The 21,639-nt window shown below is 60.7% G+C and carries 14 protein-coding genes and 1 pseudogene; 3 read left to right on the plus strand and 12 right to left on the minus strand.

Translation table 11 applies throughout. The annotated features are described in order from the left end of the window. Nucleotides 1-85: 85 nt before the first annotated feature. The 7 genes from AC1Z3V_RS03655 to AC1Z3V_RS03685 form a co-directional block, all read right to left on the minus strand. Nucleotides 86-3,118, minus strand: a complete 3,033-nt coding sequence (locus AC1Z3V_RS03655) for an aminotransferase class III-fold pyridoxal phosphate-dependent enzyme (RefSeq protein ID WP_483497277.1) — start codon at nucleotides 3,116-3,118, stop codon at nucleotides 86-88. 13 nt (nucleotides 3,119-3,131) lie between these two features. Beyond that, nucleotides 3,132-3,794 (minus strand): SDR family oxidoreductase, encoded by a 663-nt coding sequence (locus AC1Z3V_RS03660; RefSeq protein ID WP_483499534.1) that lies wholly within the window; start codon nucleotides 3,792-3,794, stop codon nucleotides 3,132-3,134. Nucleotides 3,795-3,804: 10 nt separating this feature from the next. Further along, complete coding sequence (locus AC1Z3V_RS03665) at nucleotides 3,805-5,460, minus strand: amino acid ABC transporter permease (protein ID WP_483497278.1); 1,656 nt, start codon at nucleotides 5,458-5,460, stop codon at nucleotides 3,805-3,807. Between the two features lie 80 nt (nucleotides 5,461-5,540). Continuing rightward, nucleotides 5,541-6,287 (minus strand): transporter substrate-binding domain-containing protein, encoded by a 747-nt coding sequence (locus AC1Z3V_RS03670; protein WP_334196993.1) that lies wholly within the window; start codon nucleotides 6,285-6,287, stop codon nucleotides 5,541-5,543. Between the two features lie 19 nt (nucleotides 6,288-6,306). Beyond that, nucleotides 6,307-7,377, minus strand: coding sequence for a LacI family DNA-binding transcriptional regulator (locus tag AC1Z3V_RS03675; protein ID WP_429818452.1), 1,071 nt, complete (start codon nucleotides 7,375-7,377; stop codon nucleotides 6,307-6,309). Nucleotides 7,378-7,607: 230 nt separating this feature from the next. Then, nucleotides 7,608-10,481 (minus strand): DNA translocase FtsK, encoded by a 2,874-nt coding sequence (locus tag AC1Z3V_RS03680; RefSeq protein ID WP_483497279.1) that lies wholly within the window; start codon nucleotides 10,479-10,481, stop codon nucleotides 7,608-7,610. A 491-nt stretch (nucleotides 10,482-10,972) separates the two neighbouring features. Then, the gene (locus tag AC1Z3V_RS03685; RefSeq protein WP_483497280.1) at nucleotides 10,973-11,884 is read right to left on the minus strand and encodes a nucleotidyltransferase and HEPN domain-containing protein; all 912 of its coding nucleotides are present in this window, start codon (nucleotides 11,882-11,884) and stop codon (nucleotides 10,973-10,975) included. Nucleotides 11,885-12,557: 673 nt separating this feature from the next. On the opposite strand from AC1Z3V_RS03685, the gene AC1Z3V_RS03690 reads away from it, so the two are divergent. From AC1Z3V_RS03690 to AC1Z3V_RS03700, 3 genes and pseudogenes are all read left to right on the plus strand, one after another. Beyond that, a complete protein-coding gene (locus AC1Z3V_RS03690) occupies nucleotides 12,558-13,127 on the plus strand; it encodes a hypothetical protein (RefSeq protein ID WP_483497281.1) in 570 nt (189 codons plus the stop codon). Beyond that, the gene (locus AC1Z3V_RS03695) at nucleotides 13,124-13,819 is read left to right on the plus strand and encodes a hypothetical protein (protein ID WP_483497282.1); all 696 of its coding nucleotides are present in this window, start codon (nucleotides 13,124-13,126) and stop codon (nucleotides 13,817-13,819) included. The genes AC1Z3V_RS03690 and AC1Z3V_RS03695 overlap by 4 nt, the downstream gene beginning before the upstream one ends. Before the next feature lie 13 nt (nucleotides 13,820-13,832). Beyond that, nucleotides 13,833-14,306: pseudogene (locus AC1Z3V_RS03700) on the plus strand (KUP/HAK/KT family potassium transporter); the annotation flags it as partial. Between the two features lie 467 nt (nucleotides 14,307-14,773). Here the strand turns inward: AC1Z3V_RS03700 and AC1Z3V_RS03705 are convergent. The 5 genes from AC1Z3V_RS03705 to AC1Z3V_RS03725 form a co-directional block, all read right to left on the minus strand. Beyond that, entirely contained in the window at nucleotides 14,774-16,006 is a 1,233-nt protein-coding gene (locus AC1Z3V_RS03705) for an HlyD family secretion protein (RefSeq protein WP_483497283.1), read from the minus strand. 3 nt (nucleotides 16,007-16,009) lie between these two features. Then, the gene (locus AC1Z3V_RS03710; RefSeq protein ID WP_483497284.1) at nucleotides 16,010-16,450 is read right to left on the minus strand and encodes a hypothetical protein; all 441 of its coding nucleotides are present in this window, start codon (nucleotides 16,448-16,450) and stop codon (nucleotides 16,010-16,012) included. 73 nt (nucleotides 16,451-16,523) lie between these two features. Next, nucleotides 16,524-18,452, minus strand: coding sequence for a mechanosensitive ion channel family protein (locus tag AC1Z3V_RS03715; protein ID WP_483497285.1), 1,929 nt, complete (start codon nucleotides 18,450-18,452; stop codon nucleotides 16,524-16,526). A 34-nt stretch (nucleotides 18,453-18,486) separates the two neighbouring features. Next, a complete protein-coding gene (locus tag AC1Z3V_RS03720; RefSeq protein WP_483497286.1) occupies nucleotides 18,487-19,704 on the minus strand; it encodes an alpha/beta hydrolase in 1,218 nt (405 codons plus the stop codon). 132 nt (nucleotides 19,705-19,836) lie between these two features. Then, nucleotides 19,837-21,615 carry a hypothetical protein gene (locus AC1Z3V_RS03725; RefSeq protein ID WP_483499536.1) on the minus strand — a complete coding sequence of 593 codons (1,779 nt, stop codon included), beginning with the start codon at nucleotides 21,613-21,615 and terminating at the stop codon, nucleotides 19,837-19,839. Nucleotides 21,616-21,639 lie beyond the last annotated feature (24 nt).

A 21,639-nucleotide genomic window follows, 5' to 3' on the forward strand; every position in this document is an offset into this window, starting at 1 on the left:
AAATCGCGTTGATCAGATTTTGCTGTTGAAGGTCAAGCGCAAAAGCAAAACGGCCGCCGGACGGCGACCGTTTTGGTTATTTCTGTCAGGGCGTTAGACGCCCGAGCGTCTCGTCCAAAGCGTTGAGGAAGTAATCGCAATCCTCGGCGCTGAAGGGGGCTGGCGGCTTCACCTTCAGCACATTGTGATGCGGCCCCTCGCTGCTCAAGAGAATCCGGTGGTTGTGCTTCATCTCGGCGATGACGAAATCGAGCTCGCGCGCTGCCGGTTCCAGCGTCTCGTGGTCGCGCACCAATTCGATGCCGTTGAAGAGGCCATGGCCCCTGACATCGCCGATGATCGCGTGCTTTTCGGCGAGCGCCCGCGCGCCGTCCATCAGCCGGTCACCGACGACGCGGCAATGGTGCATCAGCCGTTCGTCGCGGATGACGTCGAGCACCGCAAGCCCGATTTCGGCCGAAACCGGATTGCCGCCGAAGGTGTTGAAATACTCCATGCCATTGGCAAACGAGGCGGCGATCGCTTCGGTCGTCACAACGGCCGCCATCGGGTGGCCGTTGCCGATCGGTTTGCCCATGGTGACGATATCGGGCACGACGCCCTGCAGCTCATGCGCCCACATGTGGCTACCAACGCGGCCGAAGCCCACCTGCACCTCGTCAGCGAGGCAGAGGCCGCCGGCGGCTCGCACATGCGCATAGGCTTCGCGCAAATAGCCTTCCGGCAGTGTCAACTGCCCGCCGGTGCCGAGGATGCCCTCGCTGAAAAACAGCGCCGGGCGACGGCCGTTGGCGGCAAGCGCTGCGACCTGATTGCGGACGTCCTCAGCATATTTGCGACCGGCATCCGCATCCCCGTAGCGGTAGCGCCCACGGTAAAGATCCGGCATCTCGGCGACCTTCACATGCGCCTTCTGCCCCTCCCCGCCCTTGCCGGCGAACTTGTAGGGGCTGACGTCGATCAGGCTCGACAGATGGCCGTGATAGGCGTGATCGACGGTGACGATGTCGCGGTTGCCGGTATAGGCACGCGCCAGCCGGATCGCCAGGTCATTCGCCTCGCTGCCGGAATTGACGAAGAAGCAGACATTCAGTGGATCCGGGAACTGCGCGGCAAGCCTTCGGGAATATTCGACCAGCGAATCGTGCAGGTAACGCGAATTGGTGTTCAGCCGCTGCATCTGCGCCTGCGCGGCTTTGACGACGCGCGGATGGCAATGGCCGACGTGGCAGACATTGTTAACCATGTCGAGCCAGCGCGTGCCGTCCTCGTCGATCAGATGCGCGCCTTCGCCGCCAACGATCTTTAGCGGTGCGGCGCTATAGGCGATGCTCAGCGACCGACCAATGCGGCGATGGCGCTCGCGCACCAGGAACGCCTTGTCGCGCGGCACGATCACCGACACCGGCGCCGAGAGACCAAGCACGACACTCGGGTCCGGGCTCACCTCGCGCCACACCTGCCATTGATCGCGCACGCCGACGCCATGCATGCGGCCGCCAAGGCCGAGATGGTCGGTGACGATCTGGAAATGCAGGTGCGGCGCCCAGCTGCCGTTCTCCTCGGCCGTGCCGAAGGCAGCGAAGACCTCACCCTTGGCAATCGATTGCCCCTCGGAGAGCTTGGCGACGCTTTCGCGCGACAGGTGTCCGTAGAGCGTCCAGAACTGCACGCCACTTTCAATCTCATGTTCGAGCAACACGGTCGGACCGAAACCACAGGCAACGGCGTCGTCATGAATGAAGGCGACCTTGCCGGCAAAAGGTGCGGTAACCGGCTCGCCCGCCGGGGCGAAAATATCGACGCCGAGATGCACCGATCGACGTGCGCCCTTTGCTGCCGTTTCGTAGGCCTCGCCCTGATAGATCCCGCGGTCCTCGCCATAGCGACCAATGCCGAAGGCGGCCTGTTCGCTGCCGATCTCAGCCGCGATCCGGGCTTCGGCCTTCGCCGCATCGAGGTTGGCCCATTGCGCGGCCTCCGGGCCGGAGGCGGAGAAGTCGAACACCGTCACTTTCGGTTTGCTGGCCGAAGACCGAACGATCGATGCGAAGTCATGGGCGTTCTTTTCCAGCCAACGGACGACCGCGGCTGCCTGCGGGATCGGCGCAAAACCACAGGCGTCGCGGATGCGCGCCACGGCGATTTTCCGGTTCTCGCTCCGCAGGCGATTGAGTTCGCGCCAGACATCCTCCTGACTGACGAGCAGGTAGGTATTCTCAGGGTTCTCGCGGATCTGCTTGGCCGCCATGCACATGCTGACTGCATAACGGGTCAACACCAGATCGAAGACCAGTTCGACTTCCGCTTCGCTCAAGCGATTGACCTGATGGTAAGCGCCGGCGAGCGCTGCGATGGTCCCAACCGGATCGTCCGATCCGATCAGCGCATAGGCCGAGGCGACGGCGACTTCGATCACCCGCCAGGTCTCGACCATGTCGCCGAAATCGAGCAGGCCGCTGACCTGACCCGCCTCGTCGAGCAGCACGTTGTAGTCGTTGGCGTCGTTGTGAATGACCTGCATCGGGCAGGTTGTGAGGCATGGCAAGACCGTCGTAGCGAAATGCTCGAGGATTACGTCGACCGCCGCACGCTTGTCGGCGCCATCGATCAGCTCGACGTGTTTGCGATGCATGTCCGCCCGGCCGATATCCCAGCCATAGAGCCGCTTGGCGCCGGCGTGGGAGAAGTCTTCCAGGTTGCGATCAAGCCCTGCGAGCAGGCGCCCGAGGCTTTCGGCGCTGGCGGCGCTGCGGATTGGCGCCTTCGCCCAGACGTCGCCGGGCAGCCAGGAGAGAAGCCGCGCTGTACGCGGGCCGCGAAGTTCGATCTTGCTGGTAGCAGCCCCTGAGCGGTCGCGAAAGGCCCGGGATATCGGTAGACCCGACACCTTGGCAGCGAGGTGTTCGAGCACCGCCACCTGCATATCGAGCTCGTCCGCGTTGCCGGCGGCGTGCAGCTTCAGCAGGAACTCTTGGCCATCGGCAGCAAAGACCCGATAGTTGAGGTCGTGTTCGCCCGGCAGCGGCGACAGGCTCGCCTCGATGCCGTGGGTCTCGCTGAGCCAGCCGCGGATCGTTGCCAGCTCCTGCTCGGTTCTCAAATCTCTGTCTGCCATTCTCACTGTCCTGTCACCACGAAACCCGCCGCCCGTCATAGGCGTGGAAGCTGCCGCTATCGGCCAAATCCGTCTTGTCGATGATCGCCTTCAGTCCGGCCGCGCTCTCTGCGACCGAAACGACGGCTTCGCTGCCGCCCATATCGGTCTGCACCCAACCCGGATGCAGCGAGACGACGGAGATCCCGTCGCTCTTCAGGTCCTGCGCAAGCTTGACCGTCACCATGTTCAGCGCCGCCTTCGAACAGCGATAGGCATAGTCGCCGTCGTCATCGTCGAGTGTACCTTCGGCAAGCGAGCCGGCGCGGCTGCTGATATTGGCGACGACCCGGCGCTCGCCGGCACGCAGGTTCGCAAGCAGCGCTCGCGTCACCAGCAGCGGCGCCAGCGCATTCACGCGCATCACATCGAGAAAGCCTTCCGTATCGAGTGTCGCGAGGCCGCCAATGTCGCCGCGCACGGCCGCATTGTTAATCAGCACGTCGATCGCGACGCCCTGGAGCGCCCGTCCGAGTGCGTCAATCGAGGCAGGATCGGCAACGTCCAGCGTCAACCGATCCGTCGCGTCTTCGGCCCGGATCGCTCCCCGCTGGCAGGCGATCACCCGCCAGCCGTCTTCGGCATAGAGCCGCGCGAGCTCCGCGCCGAGCCCGCGGGAGGTGCCTGATATCAGCACCGTGCGAGGTCTAGCGGTGCTTGATGTCATATTTCCGCTCGATCATGTTGACGAGGCTTGCGGCCGCCAGCGTCAGGAAGATGTAGAAGATCGCCGCCGAGTTATAAGGCGCAAACGGCAGGAAGCTCGCCGACTGGAACTCGCGCATGCGCTGGGTGATGTCGCGGATCGAGAGGATCGACAGCAGTGACGTGTCCTTGAGGATCGCGATCAACTCGTTGCCGAGCGGCGGAATGATAATGCGGAACGCCTGCGGCAACACGACGAGCCGCGCCGTCTGCCAGCGGTTGAGACCGATGCTGCGCGCCGCCTCGATCTGGCCAACCGGTATGGCGTTGATGCCCGAGCGGAAGATTTCGGCGAGATAGGCCGAATAGGCAAGCGCCATGGCGACAATACCGCGCATCAGGTTCGGCGGGTCGAGCACGCCTTGCGTCGCATCTTTCAGTGCACCGCTCAAAGGCAGGCCGACATAGAGTACGATCACCAGCATCGGGATGCCGCGGATCGTATCGACGATGAATTCCGATCCGATCGCTAGCGGATGGCGCTGATGCAGGTAGCCGCCGAAGCTCAAGAGGCCGAGAATGATTGCAAGCACGGCGACGGTGACGCCGGCGGCGCGATCGCGATCATTCAATGCTTCGGTCTTCCAGATGACCGGCATGTCGGCTGGTGCGGAGGCCACCGGCAACAGGGCCGCGGATACACCTTCGCCCTTGGCGATCGATGCGAGCGCCTCGGTCGAGCCGACGAAGGTGCGCACCGGTGTCTCCGTCTGCGGAGCGCCATCATATTGGCCGAAGCGCACGGCGCTGATCAGGCCCGCCGGTGTGTTGGTGACGATGCCGACCTTGCCGTCCAGCGTACCGGCCAGCACATAGGCGTCGCGCGGCTGCATCAGGAACCAGCCGGAGGCGAGCGCCAGCACCAGCGTGGCAAGCGCGAAATAGAGGCTGGTTCTGGCGGTCGATCTGAGCTGCAGCAACCCGACCCAGACGAGGCCCATGAGCGCCGCCAGAATATAGGCGGCGATCGCCGCACGGATGGTGGTCGCGACCCCTGCCGCAAAGGCGATATGGGCGAAAAAGAAGACGAAGACGAGACCCGCGCCGTTGACGAGGCCGGTGATCCAGCGGGCCATGCGCCGCGCCCTTCCGTTGGAAGAGGCATCGGAGCGACTGCTCAGGAAATGGAGACCAAGCCCAACCACCGTGACAGCGAAATAGATCGGAAACAGCCAGGCCTCGACGCCTCGCACCATGAGGTCGGCCGCCTCGGTCAGTTGACGGGGCGTCACACCCTTGACGATCAGCGTCGACTTGAACGGATCGACACCGTTGGCAACGACAGAGGCAATGAAGGGATGGATGTTGTGGCCAATGACAAGCACGGCGGCCGCAGCGAGATTAAGGAGTGCCGCCAGGTTGGCCAAGCGCGGACGCAGCGCCTTGGCGCGCGAAAAAACAAGCACAGAAATGCCCGAGCAGAATGCGATTGCCAGCGCCAGGAAACCGGTCACAAAGGCCGAGGAGCCGTTTTCCACGCCGAGGATCGCTCTCAGCGAGCGCTGGTAGTCGCCGGAGGAAATGAAGAGATAGATGATGAAGGGCAGCGCGGTCAGGATGATCAGATTGCTCGGACGCACGCTTCTCAGGAACGACATTCATTCCTCCGGGGGCATGGATAAACAGACGGAAGACCCGGAGCGCGATGCGCACTCCGGGTCCGATTGGCACTGAGAGCCTATTTCAGGCCCCAATACTTGTTGATCAGCTGGTCGAGCGTGCCGTCGTCCTTGATCATCTTCAGGCCTTCGTTGAAGGCCGCGACGTTTTCATCACCCTTGCGGAAAACGAGGCCAAGCGGATCGGATTCGAGGTCCTTGATGGCAACGACGAGTTCGCCGGCGAATTCGCGTTCGTAAGCGGCAGCGTTGGCGCCGTTAATGACGACGCCGTCGACGTCCTTGTTCTTGAGTGCGATGATTGCCGCGCTGAAGGTGTCGTAGGCTGCGACATTCTCCTTGCCGACAACACTCTCGGCAACCTGCGCGTCCGTCGTGTTCGCCTGGGCAGAGAGCTTTCTGCCGGCATCCTTGAAGCGGTCGAGGGTGATGCCCTGATCTTCAACCCGCATCAGCACGGCCTGGCTGTTGACGATATAGGGATCGGAGAAGTCCATCGCCTTCTTGCGTTCCTCGGTGATCGAGACGCCCGATGCGACCAGGTCAAAATTGCCCTGGTCGAGGGCTGCGAAGATGCCGTCCCAGCCGGTGGTGATGAATTCGGCCTGGCAGTTGATCTTGGCGCAGACGGCATTGACCACGTCGACGTCGAAGCCGACAACCTGTCCGGTTGCTGGATCGATGCTCTCCATCGGCGGCGAGGTCGTGTCGGAGCCGACCTTCAGAAGCTTACCGCCGAGATCGGCGGCATGGGAAACGCTCGAAGCAAGGGCCGCAACGGCCAGGGCAATCATCAGTCTTTTCATGGTTCTCCTCCTTGGATGATTAACTTTTAAGGCGGCCGCCGAGATTGTCGGGCTGGCGCGCGATCAGCGTCGGCCTGAAGACCTGCCGCAGCGCCTTGGGATCCTCACCCTCCATGCGCCGCAGCAGAAACTGTCCGAGCGTGCGGCCGAGCACTTCGATCGGCTGGTAGAAGGTGGTGATCGGCGGGGTGAAATAGGCGCTGACATTGATGTCGTCATAGGCGATGACGTCGACGTCGACGCCGATCTGGCGCCCGAGGCTGCCGAGCCCCGAAAGCACGCCAAGCGTGGTGGATTCGTTGATGCAGACGAAAGCGGTCGGGGCATCGTCCAGCTGCAGGAAGTCGATCACCGTCTGCCGGCCGAAATGGGTCGAGAGATCGCCTTCGGCGATCAGCGCCATCGGCGCATCGAGACCCGCCTCGCGAAACGCCCGGACGAACCCGTCGACCCTGTCGAGCGCATAGGAGAGCCGCCGCTCGGGATTGACCAGCGCGATCCGCCTGTGGCCGCCGGCAATCAGCCGTGCGGTCGCCGCATGCGCCGCCCATTCGTTGTCGATATCCACATGGGCGTAGACGAGATCCTTGCGGCAGCGCCCCATCGAAACGAAGGGGAAGTGCTCGGCAACGAGCAGATCGATCCGCGGATCTTCCGCGAGAATGCCGGAGAAGATCAGGCCGTCAGCCAATCCCTGATCGACAATCCGGCGCGCGGCCTCGGCGCCGTCGGCGGCATCGCGGATGACGTGCACCGACATACGATAGTCCGTACCTTCGAGCGCCTGACTGATGCCGCTCAAGGTCTGCGTATATTCGACGCCGTCCCATTCGTAGTCGCGCGCAGCGGTTACCGGCATCAGGACCGCCGCCTGGAAGCTCTTGCCGGTGCGAAGCGCCATGCCGCGCGCATTCGCCTGATAGCCGACTTCACGCGCCGCCTTGAAGATAAGGTCACGGGTCGCCGGGGCGACCACGGGAGATTCACGCAGCGCCTTCGAGATCGTGGCGATGGAATAGCCGGTCATCTCGGCCAAGGTCTTGATCGTCGGCGTCGGCGCGCGCTGCGCCCTGTGCATTTCAGTCGCCATGCACCCTCCCCAGGCGTCGGCCTCTCCTGGAGATTAGAGGTAGCAGCCAATAAAAACGTTTTCAAGAAAAATAAAAACGTTTTTATTTTGATATGTGCAAAACAAGACGACCGGTCTTCGCAGTGGCTAGCGCGCCCGGGAACAATTCCCTGTTACAGAAACGAGAAAGCCGCCCGGAGGCGGCTTATTCGATAGTTCGGCATAGCGGATCCGTGTAAGAGCGGCTCCAATCAATCCATATCGTCGTTGTCGGGCGCATTCATGTGGTCGCGGTTGCCGTAGATGATCTCGCGCTTGCCCACATGGTTGGCGGGGCCGACGAGGCCTTCCTTTTCCATGCGCTCGACCAGCGAGGCGGCACGGTTGTAACCGACGCCGAGGCGGCGCTGGATATACGAGGTCGAGCACTTCTTGTCGCGCAGGACCACCTTGACCGCCTGGTCGTAGAGTTCGTTGCCGTCCTCGGAGGCAAGCGCGCTCTTGTCGAAAACCGGCGTTTCTTCCTCGGGCTCCTCTTCCTCCTCATCGGCCGTAACGGTCTCCAGGTATTCCGGGCGCCCCTGGGTCTTCAGATGCGCGACCACGTGTTCGACCTCAAGGTCGGAGACGAAAGGACCGTGAACACGGGCGATGCGTCCGCCGCCTTGCATGTGCAGCATGTCGCCCTGGCCGAGCAATTGTTCGGCGCCCTGTTCGCCGAGAATCGTGCGGCTGTCGATCTTCGAAGTGACCTGGAACGAGATACGCGTCGGGAAGTTCGCCTTGATCGTGCCGGTGATGACGTCGACCGAGGGACGCTGCGTTGCCATGATCAGGTGGATACCGGCGGCACGCGCCATCTGCGCCAGGCGCTGGATCGCGCCTTCGATCTCCTTGCCGGCGACCATCATCAGGTCGGCCATCTCGTCGACGATGACGACGATATAGGGCATCGGCGCCAGATCCATTTCCTGCTGCTCGAACAGCGGCTCGCCGGTGCCCTTCTCGAAGCCGGTCTGAACCGTGCACATCACGGGCTCGCCCTTTTCGCGGGCGGCGGCGGCGCGCTGGTTGTAGCCGTCAATGTTGCGCACACCGAGCCGCGACATCTTGCGGTAGCGATCCTCCATCTCGCGCACGGCCCATTTCAGCGCCATAACCGCCTTCTTCGGGTCGGTAACGACTGGGGTGAGCAGATGCGGGATGCCGTCATAGACGGAGAGCTCTAGCATCTTCGGATCGACCATGATCAGACGGCACTCTTCCGGCTTCAACCGGTAGAGTAGCGAAAGGATCATCGTGTTGATCGCCACCGACTTGCCCGAACCGGTGGTGCCGGCGACGAGTAGGTGCGGCATCTTCGCGAGCTCGGCGATGACAGGTTCGCCACCGATGGTCTTGCCGAGGCAAAGCGCCAGCTTGTAGCTGGTCTTGCGGAAATCGACGGATTCGATCAGCTCACGGAAATAGACGGTCTCGCGGGTGGCGTTCGGCAGTTCGATACCGATGACGTTGCGACCGGGGACAACCGCGACGCGGGCCGAAAGCGCCGACATGGAGCGGGCGATATCGTCTGCGAGGTTGATGACGCGGGACGATTTCACGCCCGGCGCGGGCTCGAATTCGTAGAGTGTGACGACCGGCCCCGGACGGACGTGAATGATCTCGCCCTTGACGCCGAAATCCTCCAGCACGCTTTCGAGCAGACCAGCATTCTGTTCGAGCTGCTCCTGAGTCATGAAGAAGCCCTGGCCGACAGGCGCTTCCTGCAGGAGGTCCTCGGACGGGAACTCGTAGTTATCCGCGCTCGAGGCGCGATCGGTTGTACCAATGGCCGGCAAGGCACTCGGCGCACGCGTGACCTGGGCCGGCATGGTGATCGCCGCCTTGGAGGCGACCGGCGCCGGCTGCTCGATTTCGACCGGTTCGGCGTCGATGACTTCCGGTTCGGTGGTGACGACGACCGCAGATGTCTCGGCCACTGCAACGGGGGCCGAAGCAATGGCCGCAACGGGCTCGGCGACGGCGGGCTGCAACGGAGCCGACCCCCCCTCGGCCTTCGCGCCGCGGACATCAACGACGCGGAACAGCGATGTGATTGCCGTCGGCGGCATGCGGCGGATTTCGACCGGACGCACCGGTGCCGGCGGGACAGCAGCAACGGGAGCGGTCAACGGCGCAATCTGCGGGGGCGCAGGCGTCTCGACAAAGGGCTTCGGGCGCGTGGCTTCCTCGCCGGCGATTTCGACATCATCGGCCGGGCCGAATTCGAAGAAAGCGAAGTCGGAGAGGAAGCTCGAACGCGCGGCGCTATGATCGGCGGCCGGGCTGGTCGGTTCTGGAGCGGGCGCGCGCTCCGCGACAGGTTCGGAAACGGCGATCGGCGTCGTGAGAACCGGCGCAAGCGAGACGCTGTCATCGGCCAGAGCCTCGGCGCGCAGGAGCATCGCCGGCTCGATCGTGTTCTGTGCCGCGGTCCAGGTCGGGAGCTGGTTCGTCAGCATGCGCAACAGTTCGGACGGGCTATAGGACGGCAGCGTGACCTCGGCCTGCGGCGCGGCGTCAGTGGCAACAGCGGATGTTTCCGTTTGTACCGGTTCAACCGGAGCCGTCACGGCGGGCTCGATCACTTCTGCAGAAACCGGCGCAGGCTCCACCGTCATCTCGACGGTTGCCGCGTCGACTTCCGCCGCCGATGTTTCGTCGGTGGCGGTTTCGCCTTCTTCGACCTGCGGCGCGCGCCGCTTCATGAACTCGCGCTCCGGCGTACGGGTAAAGCGGACGTTCGGCGCCAGGAAGAAATGGCTCTCCCAGGTCGAATCGCCGTAGTGGCCGGCAATCTCCGACAACGTCGGCAGCGGCTCGCTGGTCGTCGCGGTCACCTGCGCCGGCGCATAGGCCGAGCCCTGGCCATAGAGACGCGTTGCGCGGCTAAGCGTTTCGGTCTGCTGGTTGGCGGCACGGCGGGGTGCCGACGGCGCCTCATACAACTGATAGGGGTCGGCGGTTTCCGCCTCATGGGTGGGCATACCGCTCAACGCATCGTCATGCGGACCATCGATATAATCCGCCTGGTTTGCATCATGCAAAGCAGCCTGTGAGAAGTTTGTCCTGGGAATACGCATGGGTCCTGGAAGAGCTAGAGACATCGCCGCGGCCTTCTAAGCGATAGGAAATGAAGGTTAACAAGTCCCTTCCAACGCCCCGTTTCGAGCCGACATCCGGGGTCTAAAACCGCCTTCTCCGAGGCGAGAAACGTCGTCAACGCCCGGCGCCTCAATGGGCCCCGCGGCGTTCCGTCGCCGCGGTCACTGAGCAGAAAATATTTCTGGAGGAAGAGCCAAATTGATGCATGGGGCCAGCGCCTGTGGTGGCGCGCTATCAGTGTCGCCAGGAAAACGAATCGGGCCGGCGCGCAGTTGAATGGCGGGATTGCAGGCTCTCACCCGCCTGCCTCCTTGCGCCGCTGAATTTCCCGAAACAGATCGCGGTTGCGATTTACGATGGAAGCGGCCTACCCTGAAGAGAAGATCGTCGGGAGTGACGATGCCTTGCTTGATCGTGAAGGCGCGGTCGAACCATCGACCCAACCATCAATCCCGACCAAGACGAGGGCTCAGGTGGCGTCCACTACTCGAGCCAGTTCGGTCAGCCGCTCCTGACAGATCGTCTCGACAAGGCGGTGGAGATGTTCGGTCCGCTCGAGAAGCCAGCCCAGCCCTTCTTCGGTGACCTCGAAGTGCTTGGAGTAACGTGCTTTCACATAGGCTTCGTTGAGAACGTTGTACCAGGCGGTAAAGCGATGCTGGTCGCGCGGCCAGGCTCCGACCAGCCGCTGATCCCGATCCTCGGCGAGACCGCGGAGAAATTTGATATTGTGCGACGGTGGGCTGTAGTTGGTAAGGGTGAGGAGCAGACAGGAATAGGCTGTCTCTACTGCTTGGTGCAAATTAAACGCTGCATGATTTCGCTGCTTGTCAGAGATGGCGTATCGAGCCAACTGACAAAAGTAATTCGCGCTCGCACATTGTCTCTCGAAATGCTCCTTCGCCACCCTGAGCGCGTCGGCAGGCGAGAGTTGTTTCGGCTCGGCCAGAGGCCGGTCGTCGAGTTCGTAGAGCACGACGCCCTCGCGCAGGATATCGACGAAGAAATACTGTCCGTCCGCAAGGAAGTTGTTCACCTCCCGGGCACCATGGACGATCAGCCCAACCGGCGTCGACACTCCTTTGTCCCACATCAACCGGTCGGTCGCCTTGTCCCAATATTCCGGTTCTGCGAGCTTCTTCGAATTGACGATGACGAGGATATCGTAATCGGAGCGATAGCCCTTCATCGTGTGCGGTTCGTCAACAAAGGTGCCGCGGGCGTAGGAGCCGAACAGGATGATCTTCAGGATCCGCCCGCGCTTCTTGAAGTCGGCCGAGCCACCCTCGAGCGCATCGGCAAACTCCTCGTGGATGATCTCCACGACGCGATCAAGCTCGCGCTGCTTCTTCTCGGGAAGATGTTCCAGGCTCGTTCTCATACTCAACCGATAGGATAAAGACGATTCGCCGTCTACTACTGGAATCATGAGTAAGGCGCGCGTGCGATCGGTGGCGCAGATCGGTGTCTCTTAAGCCTCCTCGACCGCACGCAGTTCAACCTTTAGCCTGCGGCCTACCGCAAGCGCCTACGCTGCAGCACCGCCGAGGGAAACGTGAACGCGCCAGAAGTCGTCAACACCGGCTCGCCCCGTATGAGCGAGCAGGGACTTCGAGCTATTTTGCATGCAGCGAATGGGGGCCGGATATTGCCCGACCAGTTCATCAACGGTCAACAGCGTGACACCCTCCACGATCGATTGAGCGACCAAGATCTGATCAAAGGGTCCTTATGGATCGCCGGCAGTCCATCCACCGCTACTACGTGTTCGCTAGTGATTGGGAGCTCGTGGTAGCCGTTATCGATGAGACCGCGACGAAGTAGGCGAGCATCCACGGTAAAATCGGCGCGGCCAAGCCCGCGCTTGATGGCGACCTCCCAAAGACTCGCCGCGCTAAATAACAAAACACTGTCGGTATTCTCGATTTCAGCCAGAGCGGCCGGCGGCAGACGCCGCCGGCTTGGCAATGGGTAAAATCTCGGCCACTCCGGCTTTGACAAGGCGGAAAAGTTCGTGCTTACTGTCCTCAGTCCTAGGACAAAGGACAGTCGCCATGAAAAGCCAAGACATAATCGTCCTGCTGAAGCTACTCAGCCTGCAGGACCAGGAACTCACAAGGGGTACAGATCAACTGCGATCTGAATCCCTCGGCGGCGACCCTTATTCGGTGCGAAATCTCGAAGCCCTGCTCGGGATTAGCAAATCCGAAATCGCGCAGTCGATCAAGAGAAGCATCGCTTCCGGGATCGCGCGGAAAGATAGTCGCACCAATGAACCACGGCCGCATCGGCGAAACCTTTTCGGGTTCGTCACCCATGGCCTTAAGTTCGTGTTTCCCGCACAGGTGGGACCGATGCAACGCGGCGTCCCCACGGCGTTTGCTGCGCCGATGCTTCAAGAGCTTCTCGTCAGCGGCGGGACCTATAACTACGTCTGGCCCCACCCCGCTGGACGAGAGATGGGTCAAACGGTCGCCCCCCTTTTCAAAAGCGTCCCGGAGGCCGCTTTGAAAGACTGGCGACTTTATGAATACTTGGCATTGGTAGATGCGATTAGGCTCGGGAACCAGCGGGAAGTCGGTCTCGCAACCGATCACCTCAAGTCGAAGATCATGAGTAAATGACAGCAATCCGCGCTCAATTGCTAGAGATGCTCAAAGCCGTTGCAGCCGCACCTGGCGAGGACCTGCGGAGACGACTGGTCTTTGTCGGCGGTTGTACTACTGCGCTGTTCATCACCGATCCCGTCACGCTCGAGGATGTTCGCGCCACCGACGACATCGATCTCATCGTCGATCTGACAGGCCAAGCGGAATGGGCGCATCTTCAGGAAGAGCTTCGACAGCGCGGTTTTGTAGAGGCGGCTGACGAGGAGGTGATATGCCGGATGCGTCTTGGTCCTCTCAAGGTTGATTTCATGCCCGATGACGAAAACATCCTCGGCTTCAGCAATCGCTGGTACGCGAAAGGCATCGAAACGGCGACGCAGCATCAGCTTTCAGAAGATCTGTCCATTCAGGTGCTGACGCCGGCGCTGTTTCTTGCAACGAAGCTCGAAGCCTTTGCCGGGCCCGGAAACGATGATCTTTTCATGAGCCGGGATGCGGAAGACATCCTTCTTATCGTCGACGGAAGAGAAAGCCTCCCGGGCGAAATCACCACGACAGAGGACGACATCCGGAACTTCATTGCCGGCCAATTTCGCGCGCTGTTGGAGCACCGTGACTTCGATGATTTCCTTAACGGCAACATCCGTGGTCCTGCCGGCCGGGTCGATATCGTGCGGGATCGCTTCGTCGCGATAAGTCGCACATGAACATTGAAGCTCTCTGGTGATGGGGGCCGGCGGCCTCGCCCATATTGCTGACGACGCCTCCATCCTCAATGCTCTCAACCCGATCCATGCGGTCAACTTCATAACGCACGCGGGCTTTGTCGGCCTGATTGTGCTCGGTACAGTGTTCTTGACGGTCACGGGGGCGGAGGCGCTCTACGCCGATCTCGGTCATTTCGGGAGGCGGCCGATCCAGGCGGCCTAGTTCGCTCTCGTGTTTCCATCGCTCGCCCTCAACTATCTCGGACAGGGTGCACTGGTCCTCGACGCCCCATCCGCCTCCTCCGATCCCTTTTACCTGATGTTTCCGGTATAGGCGCTGCTGCCGGTGATCATCCTCGCAACGGCGGCAACCATCATTGCGAGCCAGGCCGTGGTCACCGGTGCCTTCTCGCTCGCACGCCAAGCGATCCACCTTGGTTTTCTCCCGCGGCTCGAAATCCGCTTCACTTCGGAATCCAGCACCGGTTAGATCTACGTTCCGGACGTCAACACCGTATTGCTCGCCGGCATAAATACGGCGCCTTCCAGTCGATACATTACGCGAGTTTGGGCGCGTGCTGAATTCGGAAGTTGGTTTAAAACCAGGGCGCCCACCGGCAATATCGGGGATCCCTGCGCTAGCCCCCCCAACGAAAATGGCAGTGAACATCCACGACCATTGGCAGCGTCCCAATCTCACGCCTTGAGGGGTATCGAACCCTGGACCCAGTTCTTGGCGGCGCTGCCCCTGCGACGAAACTGCTTCTGCAAATCTGGCCCCGACCGTTTCCAGTCGGGGCCCTTTCTATTTGACCGCCGCAGCGGCGCTCCAGAGAGGCTGCTGCATGTGTCCTTTAATCGTAGCCGATTAAAGGACAAAAACAGGCAGCAATTCAAAATGCTGCAGCGACCTTTGCGCGGCTGATAGGACGCGCGGCGCTGTAGACCGCCCCCTCAATGGCCGCCGAGCACCAGCGTCTGCACCGGCAGCATCAGCGCCTGCATGCGCAGGATCATCGCATGGACGAGGCCCACGGTGTCGACCACGTGCAGATAGGCCCAGCGAAGCGTGCTGATATCGGGTGACTCCAGTTCGTCGTGGCTGTTGGTATAGGCGTTGGCGATGCAACTGCTGCCGGGCGGAACGTCATCGAGCACGCCGGGATAGAGCGGCTCCATGAAGACGGTCAGCGTGCCGGGCTTCGAGATCTGCGTGATGTCGATCAACTGATCGCTGGCGCGCACCTGGCCCGAGGCGATCACCTCCTGCACCTCGGTGACAACCAGCGGGATGATGGTGAAAGGCTTGCCGACGCAGGTCGCCTCGCCGATCATGCCCACCTTCATCACCTGCGCCTCGATCTGGCCGAAGCCGGCAATGAGCCGCGCCCGGCCGGCATTTTCAGGTACCAGAACGCCTGCTGGCCGCAGCATCGGATTGACGACTTCGCCGACCCGGAGGGTGAACTGCTGCAGCGTACCGGACACGCCGGCCCTGACCGTGGCCTTGGTAATATCGACCTCCGCCTGCTTTAGCGCCGCTTCGGCGCTCGCCTTTTGTGAAGGCAAGAGCGACTGAAGCTTGGTCTCCAGCGTCTGCTTGTTGGACTGGGCGGCGGTCAGCGCACCCTTGCTGCCCTCGAGCGCGACCTGCCGGCGTTCGATCTCGCGCCGCGCCACGACATTGGCGTTCAACCGATTCAATTCGACCTGGGTGTCGTACTCGTCCTGGGCCTGCTGCACCGCCGCCTGCGCCTGCACGATCGCGCCATCCGCAGCGATGAGCTCGGTGCGGGCGACGATCATCTCGGCATCGACCTCGGCGATCTGCCGGCGTGCAACCTCGGCGGCGGCTTCCTCTTCCGAGCTGTCGAGCTTGAACAGCGGCTGGCCGGCCTTCACCTTCTCGAAGGTGGTCACGTAGATCTCCGAGACGCGCCCACCCGTCTCCGGCAGGACCGCGACCGTGCGGAACGCCGCGGTGACGTTCTTCGTCGACGGATGGAAGTAGAAGATCAGCGTGATCAGCGAGATCGTCAGGATGATGCAGGCGGTGATGCCCCAGCGCAGCTCGAACCACACCGAATAGATGGTGATCTCCTTGCCGAACCTCTTGCCCTGGACATAGCGGCGGAAAAGATAATCCGGAAGGATCGTCAGCATCGAGCAAAGCATGAATTCGAACATGGCTCAGGCCTTCCCTTCCACCGACGGCTGATCTGCAGGCGCGGCCGGATGGCCCGCTGCCGGCTCCGGCGCGGCCGGCGCCGGTTCGGTTGCTGCATCCACCTTGCCGGCGATCCGCTCCAGCGAGCGGGCGACTGACGCGAGCGGCGACGAAAAGTCCGGCAGGTCGATCAGCGCCAGAATCAGTGCCGCGATCCAGAAGATGTTGTTGTGCGTGACCAGCGAGATCAGCCCCAGCACCGCCACCAGCTCGTATTGAACCTTGTGGCTCTTGTGCGCCATGGTTTCCGGCAGCGAATGCAGCCGGAGATAGAAAGTGCCAAGCGCGAAGATCGCCAGAACCATGAAAACGACGACCACGTTGAACAGGACGTCGCTCTGTCCCGGCGCCGTGATGAACGCTGGCAAATGATGAATTGCGGTAGGATGTATGCTGTCGGACATCGTATCTCCCCGGAACGCACCGGCAGATCAGAATCGTCTTAGTGATGGATGGAGTTGCCTGGCAAGAGGCTGCCTATGCTGCTGGAACCGGCACGTTGGTCTGTTGCGAGCGGATGGCCGTGGCTGCAGCGGCTGCGCCGCCTTTGTCGTCCCCCCCGACCTGCACGGTTGGCTGTGCAAAATCGATCCCGTTCGCCAAGAAGACTTCGCGGATTCGGGCGTAGGCTTTGCGGCGTATGTAGGTCTGCATCCCTGGAACCGTCGTCATGGCAAAGCTCAAAACGATACCATAATCGCCAAATTCCTCGACGCCTTTCATTTTCAACGGCTCGATGAACAGCTTGCCAAGCTCGGGGTCTTCCTTAAGCTCGACGCCAACCTTTTTCGTCAGCTTCCTTGCCTTGTCGATATCGGTATTGAAACCCACCGAGATGCGGAATTTGTCTATAACCCAATCGCGGCTCATATTTTCAATCGCGCCGAGTTCGCCGAAAGGCACCGTGAACACGGGACCGCGATGGTGCCTCAGCCGGACGGATCGTAAGCTGAATCCTTCCACTGTGCCCTTGTAGGTCTTCGCCTGTATGTACTCTCCCACGCGAAACGCGTCGTCCAGCATGTAGAACACGCCGCTGATCACATCCTTCACGAGGGTTTGCGATCCAAAGCCTAGCGCGACACCGAAAATGCCGGCGCCAGCGATCAAAGGACCAATTTCGACACCGAGTTGTGCGAGCACGATCAATCCGGCCATCACGGCGACGACGACGGCAAGCACATTGCGAAAGATTGGTAAAAGCGTCCGGTACCGCGCACGACGCGCCGCATCGGCAGGTAGAAGTTCACCCGCATTGCTCGGAACCTGCAGTCCCCGATCAATCCAGTTCTTGGTGACCTGCCACAGGAAGTCTGCGGCAACCAAAATCAGCACGCTCTTCAATCCGCCGTAGAACAAAGCAGCCACCCAGGGATCCCGTTGGCCCACTGTGTCAGGATTGAATTGCCAGACGAGCGCAAGCCAAGCGACAGCGAGACCGACCACAACTGCGCGCGCGCCCCGTGTAACAAGTACGTTGCGCAAACTTCCTGAGTTTGCAGCAAACGCGGACGCCAAACTTCCTGCCGCGTTCAACAGGCCCGGCAACACGAGAACGTAGACCCCGATCCAGAACAACCCTTTTAGGGCGAGGCACCAAAGAACCCAAAGCACGAGAACGAAGACGGAAATCACTGCTTTCTGGGCAGACTGTCGCGTGGATGTCGACCAAACGGCTTCGATAACCAACAGAAAGATCACGATAGAGAAGCAATAGCTGGCAGCTTCAGAAACTTGGCGGCTGACGCCGAGCGGATCCCCGAGTGCAGCTGTGGCGACCGCGAAACATAAAATGCCAGCCAAGATCTGCAGACGCGGTCGCTGACCTGGGTTCACAATGATCGAGCCGATAACAGCGTAAGCTACACGAAAAGCGACGAAGGCCGCTAAATAGGCAAGCAACGTGATCCGCGCGAGGGGTGGCCATTCAACAGCAAAGAACACTACAGCCATTGCAGTCGAAAAAATGCCGACCGGCGCCAATCTGCTGGCCAGCGACTTCCCCCGAAAAACAAATCCGCGGTAAAGCGATTCTGCGAGCAGACCGAAGGCGACCAGACCCGCAAATATGATGAACACCGGGGCCTGACCATGAGCGGCCGCATCTTGTCTGGTTCTGACAATCGCGGCAGCTGCTTCCGACGGTATGTTCGGCACTGCGGCCACTAGCGTGCTTAACCGAGTCCGGACGCTGTTTTCCCAAGCGGAAATTGCCGGCTCTTTTGCCACTGCCGAGTTCGGCTCAGCGGGCGTCGCCTTCCGACTGTCGAGCCAAGCCTGGATGTCCGGGTCTTGCAAAAGCCGAACGAAATCATCGATCTTTTGCTCGGTAGCCGGGGCCGGTGTCTGCGCGAATGCGAGAGACGCGAAAAGAAGCCCTGCAGCCAGGGAGAGAAGCCATTTCATGCGGGTATGTCCTGTACGGGTATGCTATGCGACTTTATTTCGTGAGCTCTTGCGGCTTCAGATCTTCGTCAAGCGTCGTATTCGACGAGCGTGCTCGTGATCGCCCGCTCAGGGGTTGTTCGACCAGTGTCGCCGGCGCGGCAACTGCGGTTGCCGCCACATTGCCTATATTGGTAACGGTTCCGCCGACGACCGCCGTAATGCCCTGTCCGAGCGTAACGTTGGAATCGGTGAGCGTCTGCCCTTTCATCAAGCGCTGACCGATGAGCTGAACGATTGCGGGGCTTTCGGCGAATTTGCCATGGCTAAGACTGTCTTCAGTATCCAGCGTCGTCAGGTCCACAGCCGTGATGCCGGCTTTTTCTAATTTCGATCGATAGGGTTCTTCCGCCGGGTTGATGGCACCCAGTCTTGACACCTTGCCGGTAATGAAGCTGGAAACGGCCAGGGCCTTATCGTCCTGTGACACGAAAATCGTGAACTTCGGCCGTGGCTCTCCCATCTCAACGTACTGCTTCGCGAACACTTGAATATCGATATCTGGCGATGCGAGAATGACGTTGTGAATTTTTGAATTCACATGCCCATCCCGAATCCCCATCTGACGCAGTGATTCCATGGCCAGCCACGTGCCCATCGAGTGAGCCATGACGGTAATGTCTTTGACGTTCGGATCGGCAGCCAGCGTGCGAAGCGCTTGTTCTAATGCCGTGCGCGAGTAGTTCGTGCTTTCCTTGTCATACTGGTAAGCGGTGATTTCCGCCCTCGACGGCCAGGTGAACAGCACCGGCGTCGCCTGCATGCCGCTGTCATGGACGATTTGGGCCAGTCGGAAGACCGAATCTTCGTACTTGTTGTTAAAGCCGTGGATGAAGACAAGTGCATGGCCGCCATTCACATGCTGCTTGAACCAGGCCCGACCTTCGTCCACCGTCGCGATCTGCTGGACTTTTGTCACGGCGAAGTCTGTCGCCGGGTTGGGGGGAAGGCTTTTCGGCCATTGAACGGTTCCAGACTGCCGGTTGGGCGGTAGCGAAACCGAAACCTGCGTGAGAGAGGGCACGGGGCTGCGCTCTCCGTTGAACAAGGTAGCAGGATCGCCGGAAGCCTCACGGGTTGTCGCCACCAGCATATCAACTTTTGAAGTAGCAACGTTCGATGCTGACGGTGATACCGGCGTCATGACGCCGCTTGGATGTCCACAGCCAGACAGAAGCAGCAGAAGAAGAAGTGCAGAGTTCCGTTTACTCATCAAAGCGTCCTGGTCCGGCTGGAGAACAAGCTCCCCTTTTGCCGGGACGCTTATCAAATCGCCGTCAGTTGGCAGCGTAGCTTCGCGTAACATCTATGCCTTGGCCGGGAGCTTTTCCCCAACTGAAGCCGATTAATTCGTAGGGGGTGGAGATTTTGCGATTTCCGCACCCGCCGCACGCAGGCCCGCGAATATGCGTTCTCGATCTTCAGGACGGCCGATGCGCACGGAGATCTCCCGAGTGATGTTCGGCATCAGCGCGGGGGCGTGTTCGTTAAGCCAGTTCAGCTCGGTTCTGGCCTCATCGACCCGACCCGAGGCCCCGAGAATGGCCGTCAAGACCATGTGGTGCATCGGATTGTAATTGAGGTCAGACATTCGCGACCAGAGCTCGGCCGCCCCCAAGTCACCGCCAATGAATGCACAGAGCGCCATGCCAACTTCGAAATAACCCTTGGGACCCGCTTCTTTGCTGACAGCGTTCGATATAAGTCCGCAACCGGTCTCCCATTTTCCGGACATCGCCAGGCGCAAACCGTACTCGCCTGCGACCTCAGTATCATTCGCGTTGATGGCATAGGCAGCCGCACCGGCCCGCAAGGCAGATTGGATATCGTTGCGGAAAACGTTGGCGAGCATAAGCGCTTGTAGAGCGCGAGCATTTTGCGGATCGAGTTCGACTGCGTGCTCAGCCAATTTGAAAGACTTTTCCAGCGACGGCTGAACGGGTTTCACGCCGAGCTTGTAGGAAAAACGCACTTCATCGAGATAGAGAAGGGACAGAAACGCCTGCGTTGTGGCATCAGCGGGTGCACTGCTGATCGCCTCCTCCAGACAGTCTTTCGCGACTTCGTGGGCCTGCTGTGTCATTTCAGTGCGATAACTGTAGTAAGCCAAGGTGCAAGTATAAGCGTCCACTCCGCCTACACTCTGGGACGCAATGTCCTTGGTATCGGTCTGAAAGATGACGCCGAAAGGCTGCGCGACCGCGGAAGCAATGTCTTTTGCAAGGGCGTCTTGAATTTCGAATGCGCTTTGTGCGCGCAAATCTGAATCGTAGTTGCTCGCCCAGATGATCACCCCATCCGACCGTCGGACGAGCCGTGCAATCGCACGGACCTTGTCACCTTCCAGTCTTACAGAGCCCTGCAAGATATAGCCTGAAGCAATAGGGTTGCGCCCTGCAGACGCCGTCCCCTCAACAACGACGATCTCTTTGAACTTGACCAGATTGCCGATGATCTCATCTGTCAGCCCCATCGAGAGACTCGAGGAGCGATCGCTTGCCACGACATCCCTGAAGCGCTCCACCGCGATTGCAGGTCGAGCGGACGCCATTTCCGCTGATGCAGCACTGTGATCTGTACCGCCCGCTCGCAACAACAACGTTGACGTGACCACCGCGCCCACGACAGCAGCGGTCAGCGCGGCCTTTAGCCGGAATCCGAAGCGGAACATAGCTTTCAGTTTGGGAGACGAAAACTCAAGTCCATGCTCGGACTGGTCTAGCGTCTTAGCTCCGGCCTGCTCAACGCCTTTGAATTCAGGATTGAATTCGAAAGCCGGCACGTAGCCACCTTTCGGAATTGTGATGACCACTCGTTCAGTTGGCCCCGACAGCAGATAGTAGCGCTCCAGTTCGCGACGGATACGGCCAGCTTCAATTCGAACGACTGGGTCGTTTTGCGCGTCGAACGTGTCTCGTCGACCGAAAACATCATGGGCAATCGTGAATGCCTTCAGGTATTCGGCACGGCCTTCCAGGGTTTCATTGACGACAAATTGCAAAAAGTTCCGAGCCCGGTCAGGAAGATGGAATTTGTCGCTGGAGAGGATACGGGCTAGCTGCTCTCGCACGTCGTCGGCGGAGGGCGCTTCGATTTCCTCCTTGCCCGAGCTTGCCGCGATCATCAGATCCCTTTCGATGTCGACCGA

This window comes from Ensifer sp. 38_S197 (assembly GCF_056924495.1).

Bases quoted from the DNA above. Each gene is read 5' to 3' on its own strand.
- AC1Z3V_RS03655 (WP_483497277.1), bottom strand. From the start codon at position 3,118: ATGGCAGACAGAGATTTGAGAACCGAGCAGGAGCTGGCAACGATCCGC.
- AC1Z3V_RS03665 (WP_483497278.1), bottom strand. From the start codon at position 5,460: ATGTCGTTCCTGAGAAGCGTGCGTCCGAGCAATCTGATCATCCTGACC.
- AC1Z3V_RS03670 (WP_334196993.1), bottom strand. From the start codon at position 6,287: ATGAAAAGACTGATGATTGCCCTGGCCGTTGCGGCCCTTGCTTCGAGC.
- AC1Z3V_RS03675 (WP_429818452.1), bottom strand. From the start codon at position 7,377: ATGGCGACTGAAATGCACAGGGCGCAGCGCGCGCCGACGCCGACGATC.
- AC1Z3V_RS03680 (WP_483497279.1), bottom strand. From the start codon at position 10,481: ATGCGTATTCCCAGGACAAACTTCTCACAGGCTGCTTTGCATGATGCA.
- AC1Z3V_RS03685 (WP_483497280.1), bottom strand. From the start codon at position 11,884: ATGAGAACGAGCCTGGAACATCTTCCCGAGAAGAAGCAGCGCGAGCTT.
- AC1Z3V_RS03690 (WP_483497281.1), top strand. From the start codon at position 12,558: ATGAAAAGCCAAGACATAATCGTCCTGCTGAAGCTACTCAGCCTGCAG.
- AC1Z3V_RS03695 (WP_483497282.1), top strand. From the start codon at position 13,124: ATGACAGCAATCCGCGCTCAATTGCTAGAGATGCTCAAAGCCGTTGCA.
- AC1Z3V_RS03705 (WP_483497283.1), bottom strand. From the start codon at position 16,006: ATGTTCGAATTCATGCTTTGCTCGATGCTGACGATCCTTCCGGATTAT.
- AC1Z3V_RS03710 (WP_483497284.1), bottom strand. From the start codon at position 16,450: ATGTCCGACAGCATACATCCTACCGCAATTCATCATTTGCCAGCGTTC.
- AC1Z3V_RS03715 (WP_483497285.1), bottom strand. From the start codon at position 18,452: ATGAAATGGCTTCTCTCCCTGGCTGCAGGGCTTCTTTTCGCGTCTCTC.
- AC1Z3V_RS03720 (WP_483497286.1), bottom strand. From the start codon at position 19,704: ATGAGTAAACGGAACTCTGCACTTCTTCTTCTGCTGCTTCTGTCTGGC.
- AC1Z3V_RS03725 (WP_483499536.1), bottom strand. From the start codon at position 21,615: ATGATCGCGGCAAGCTCGGGCAAGGAGGAAATCGAAGCGCCCTCCGCC.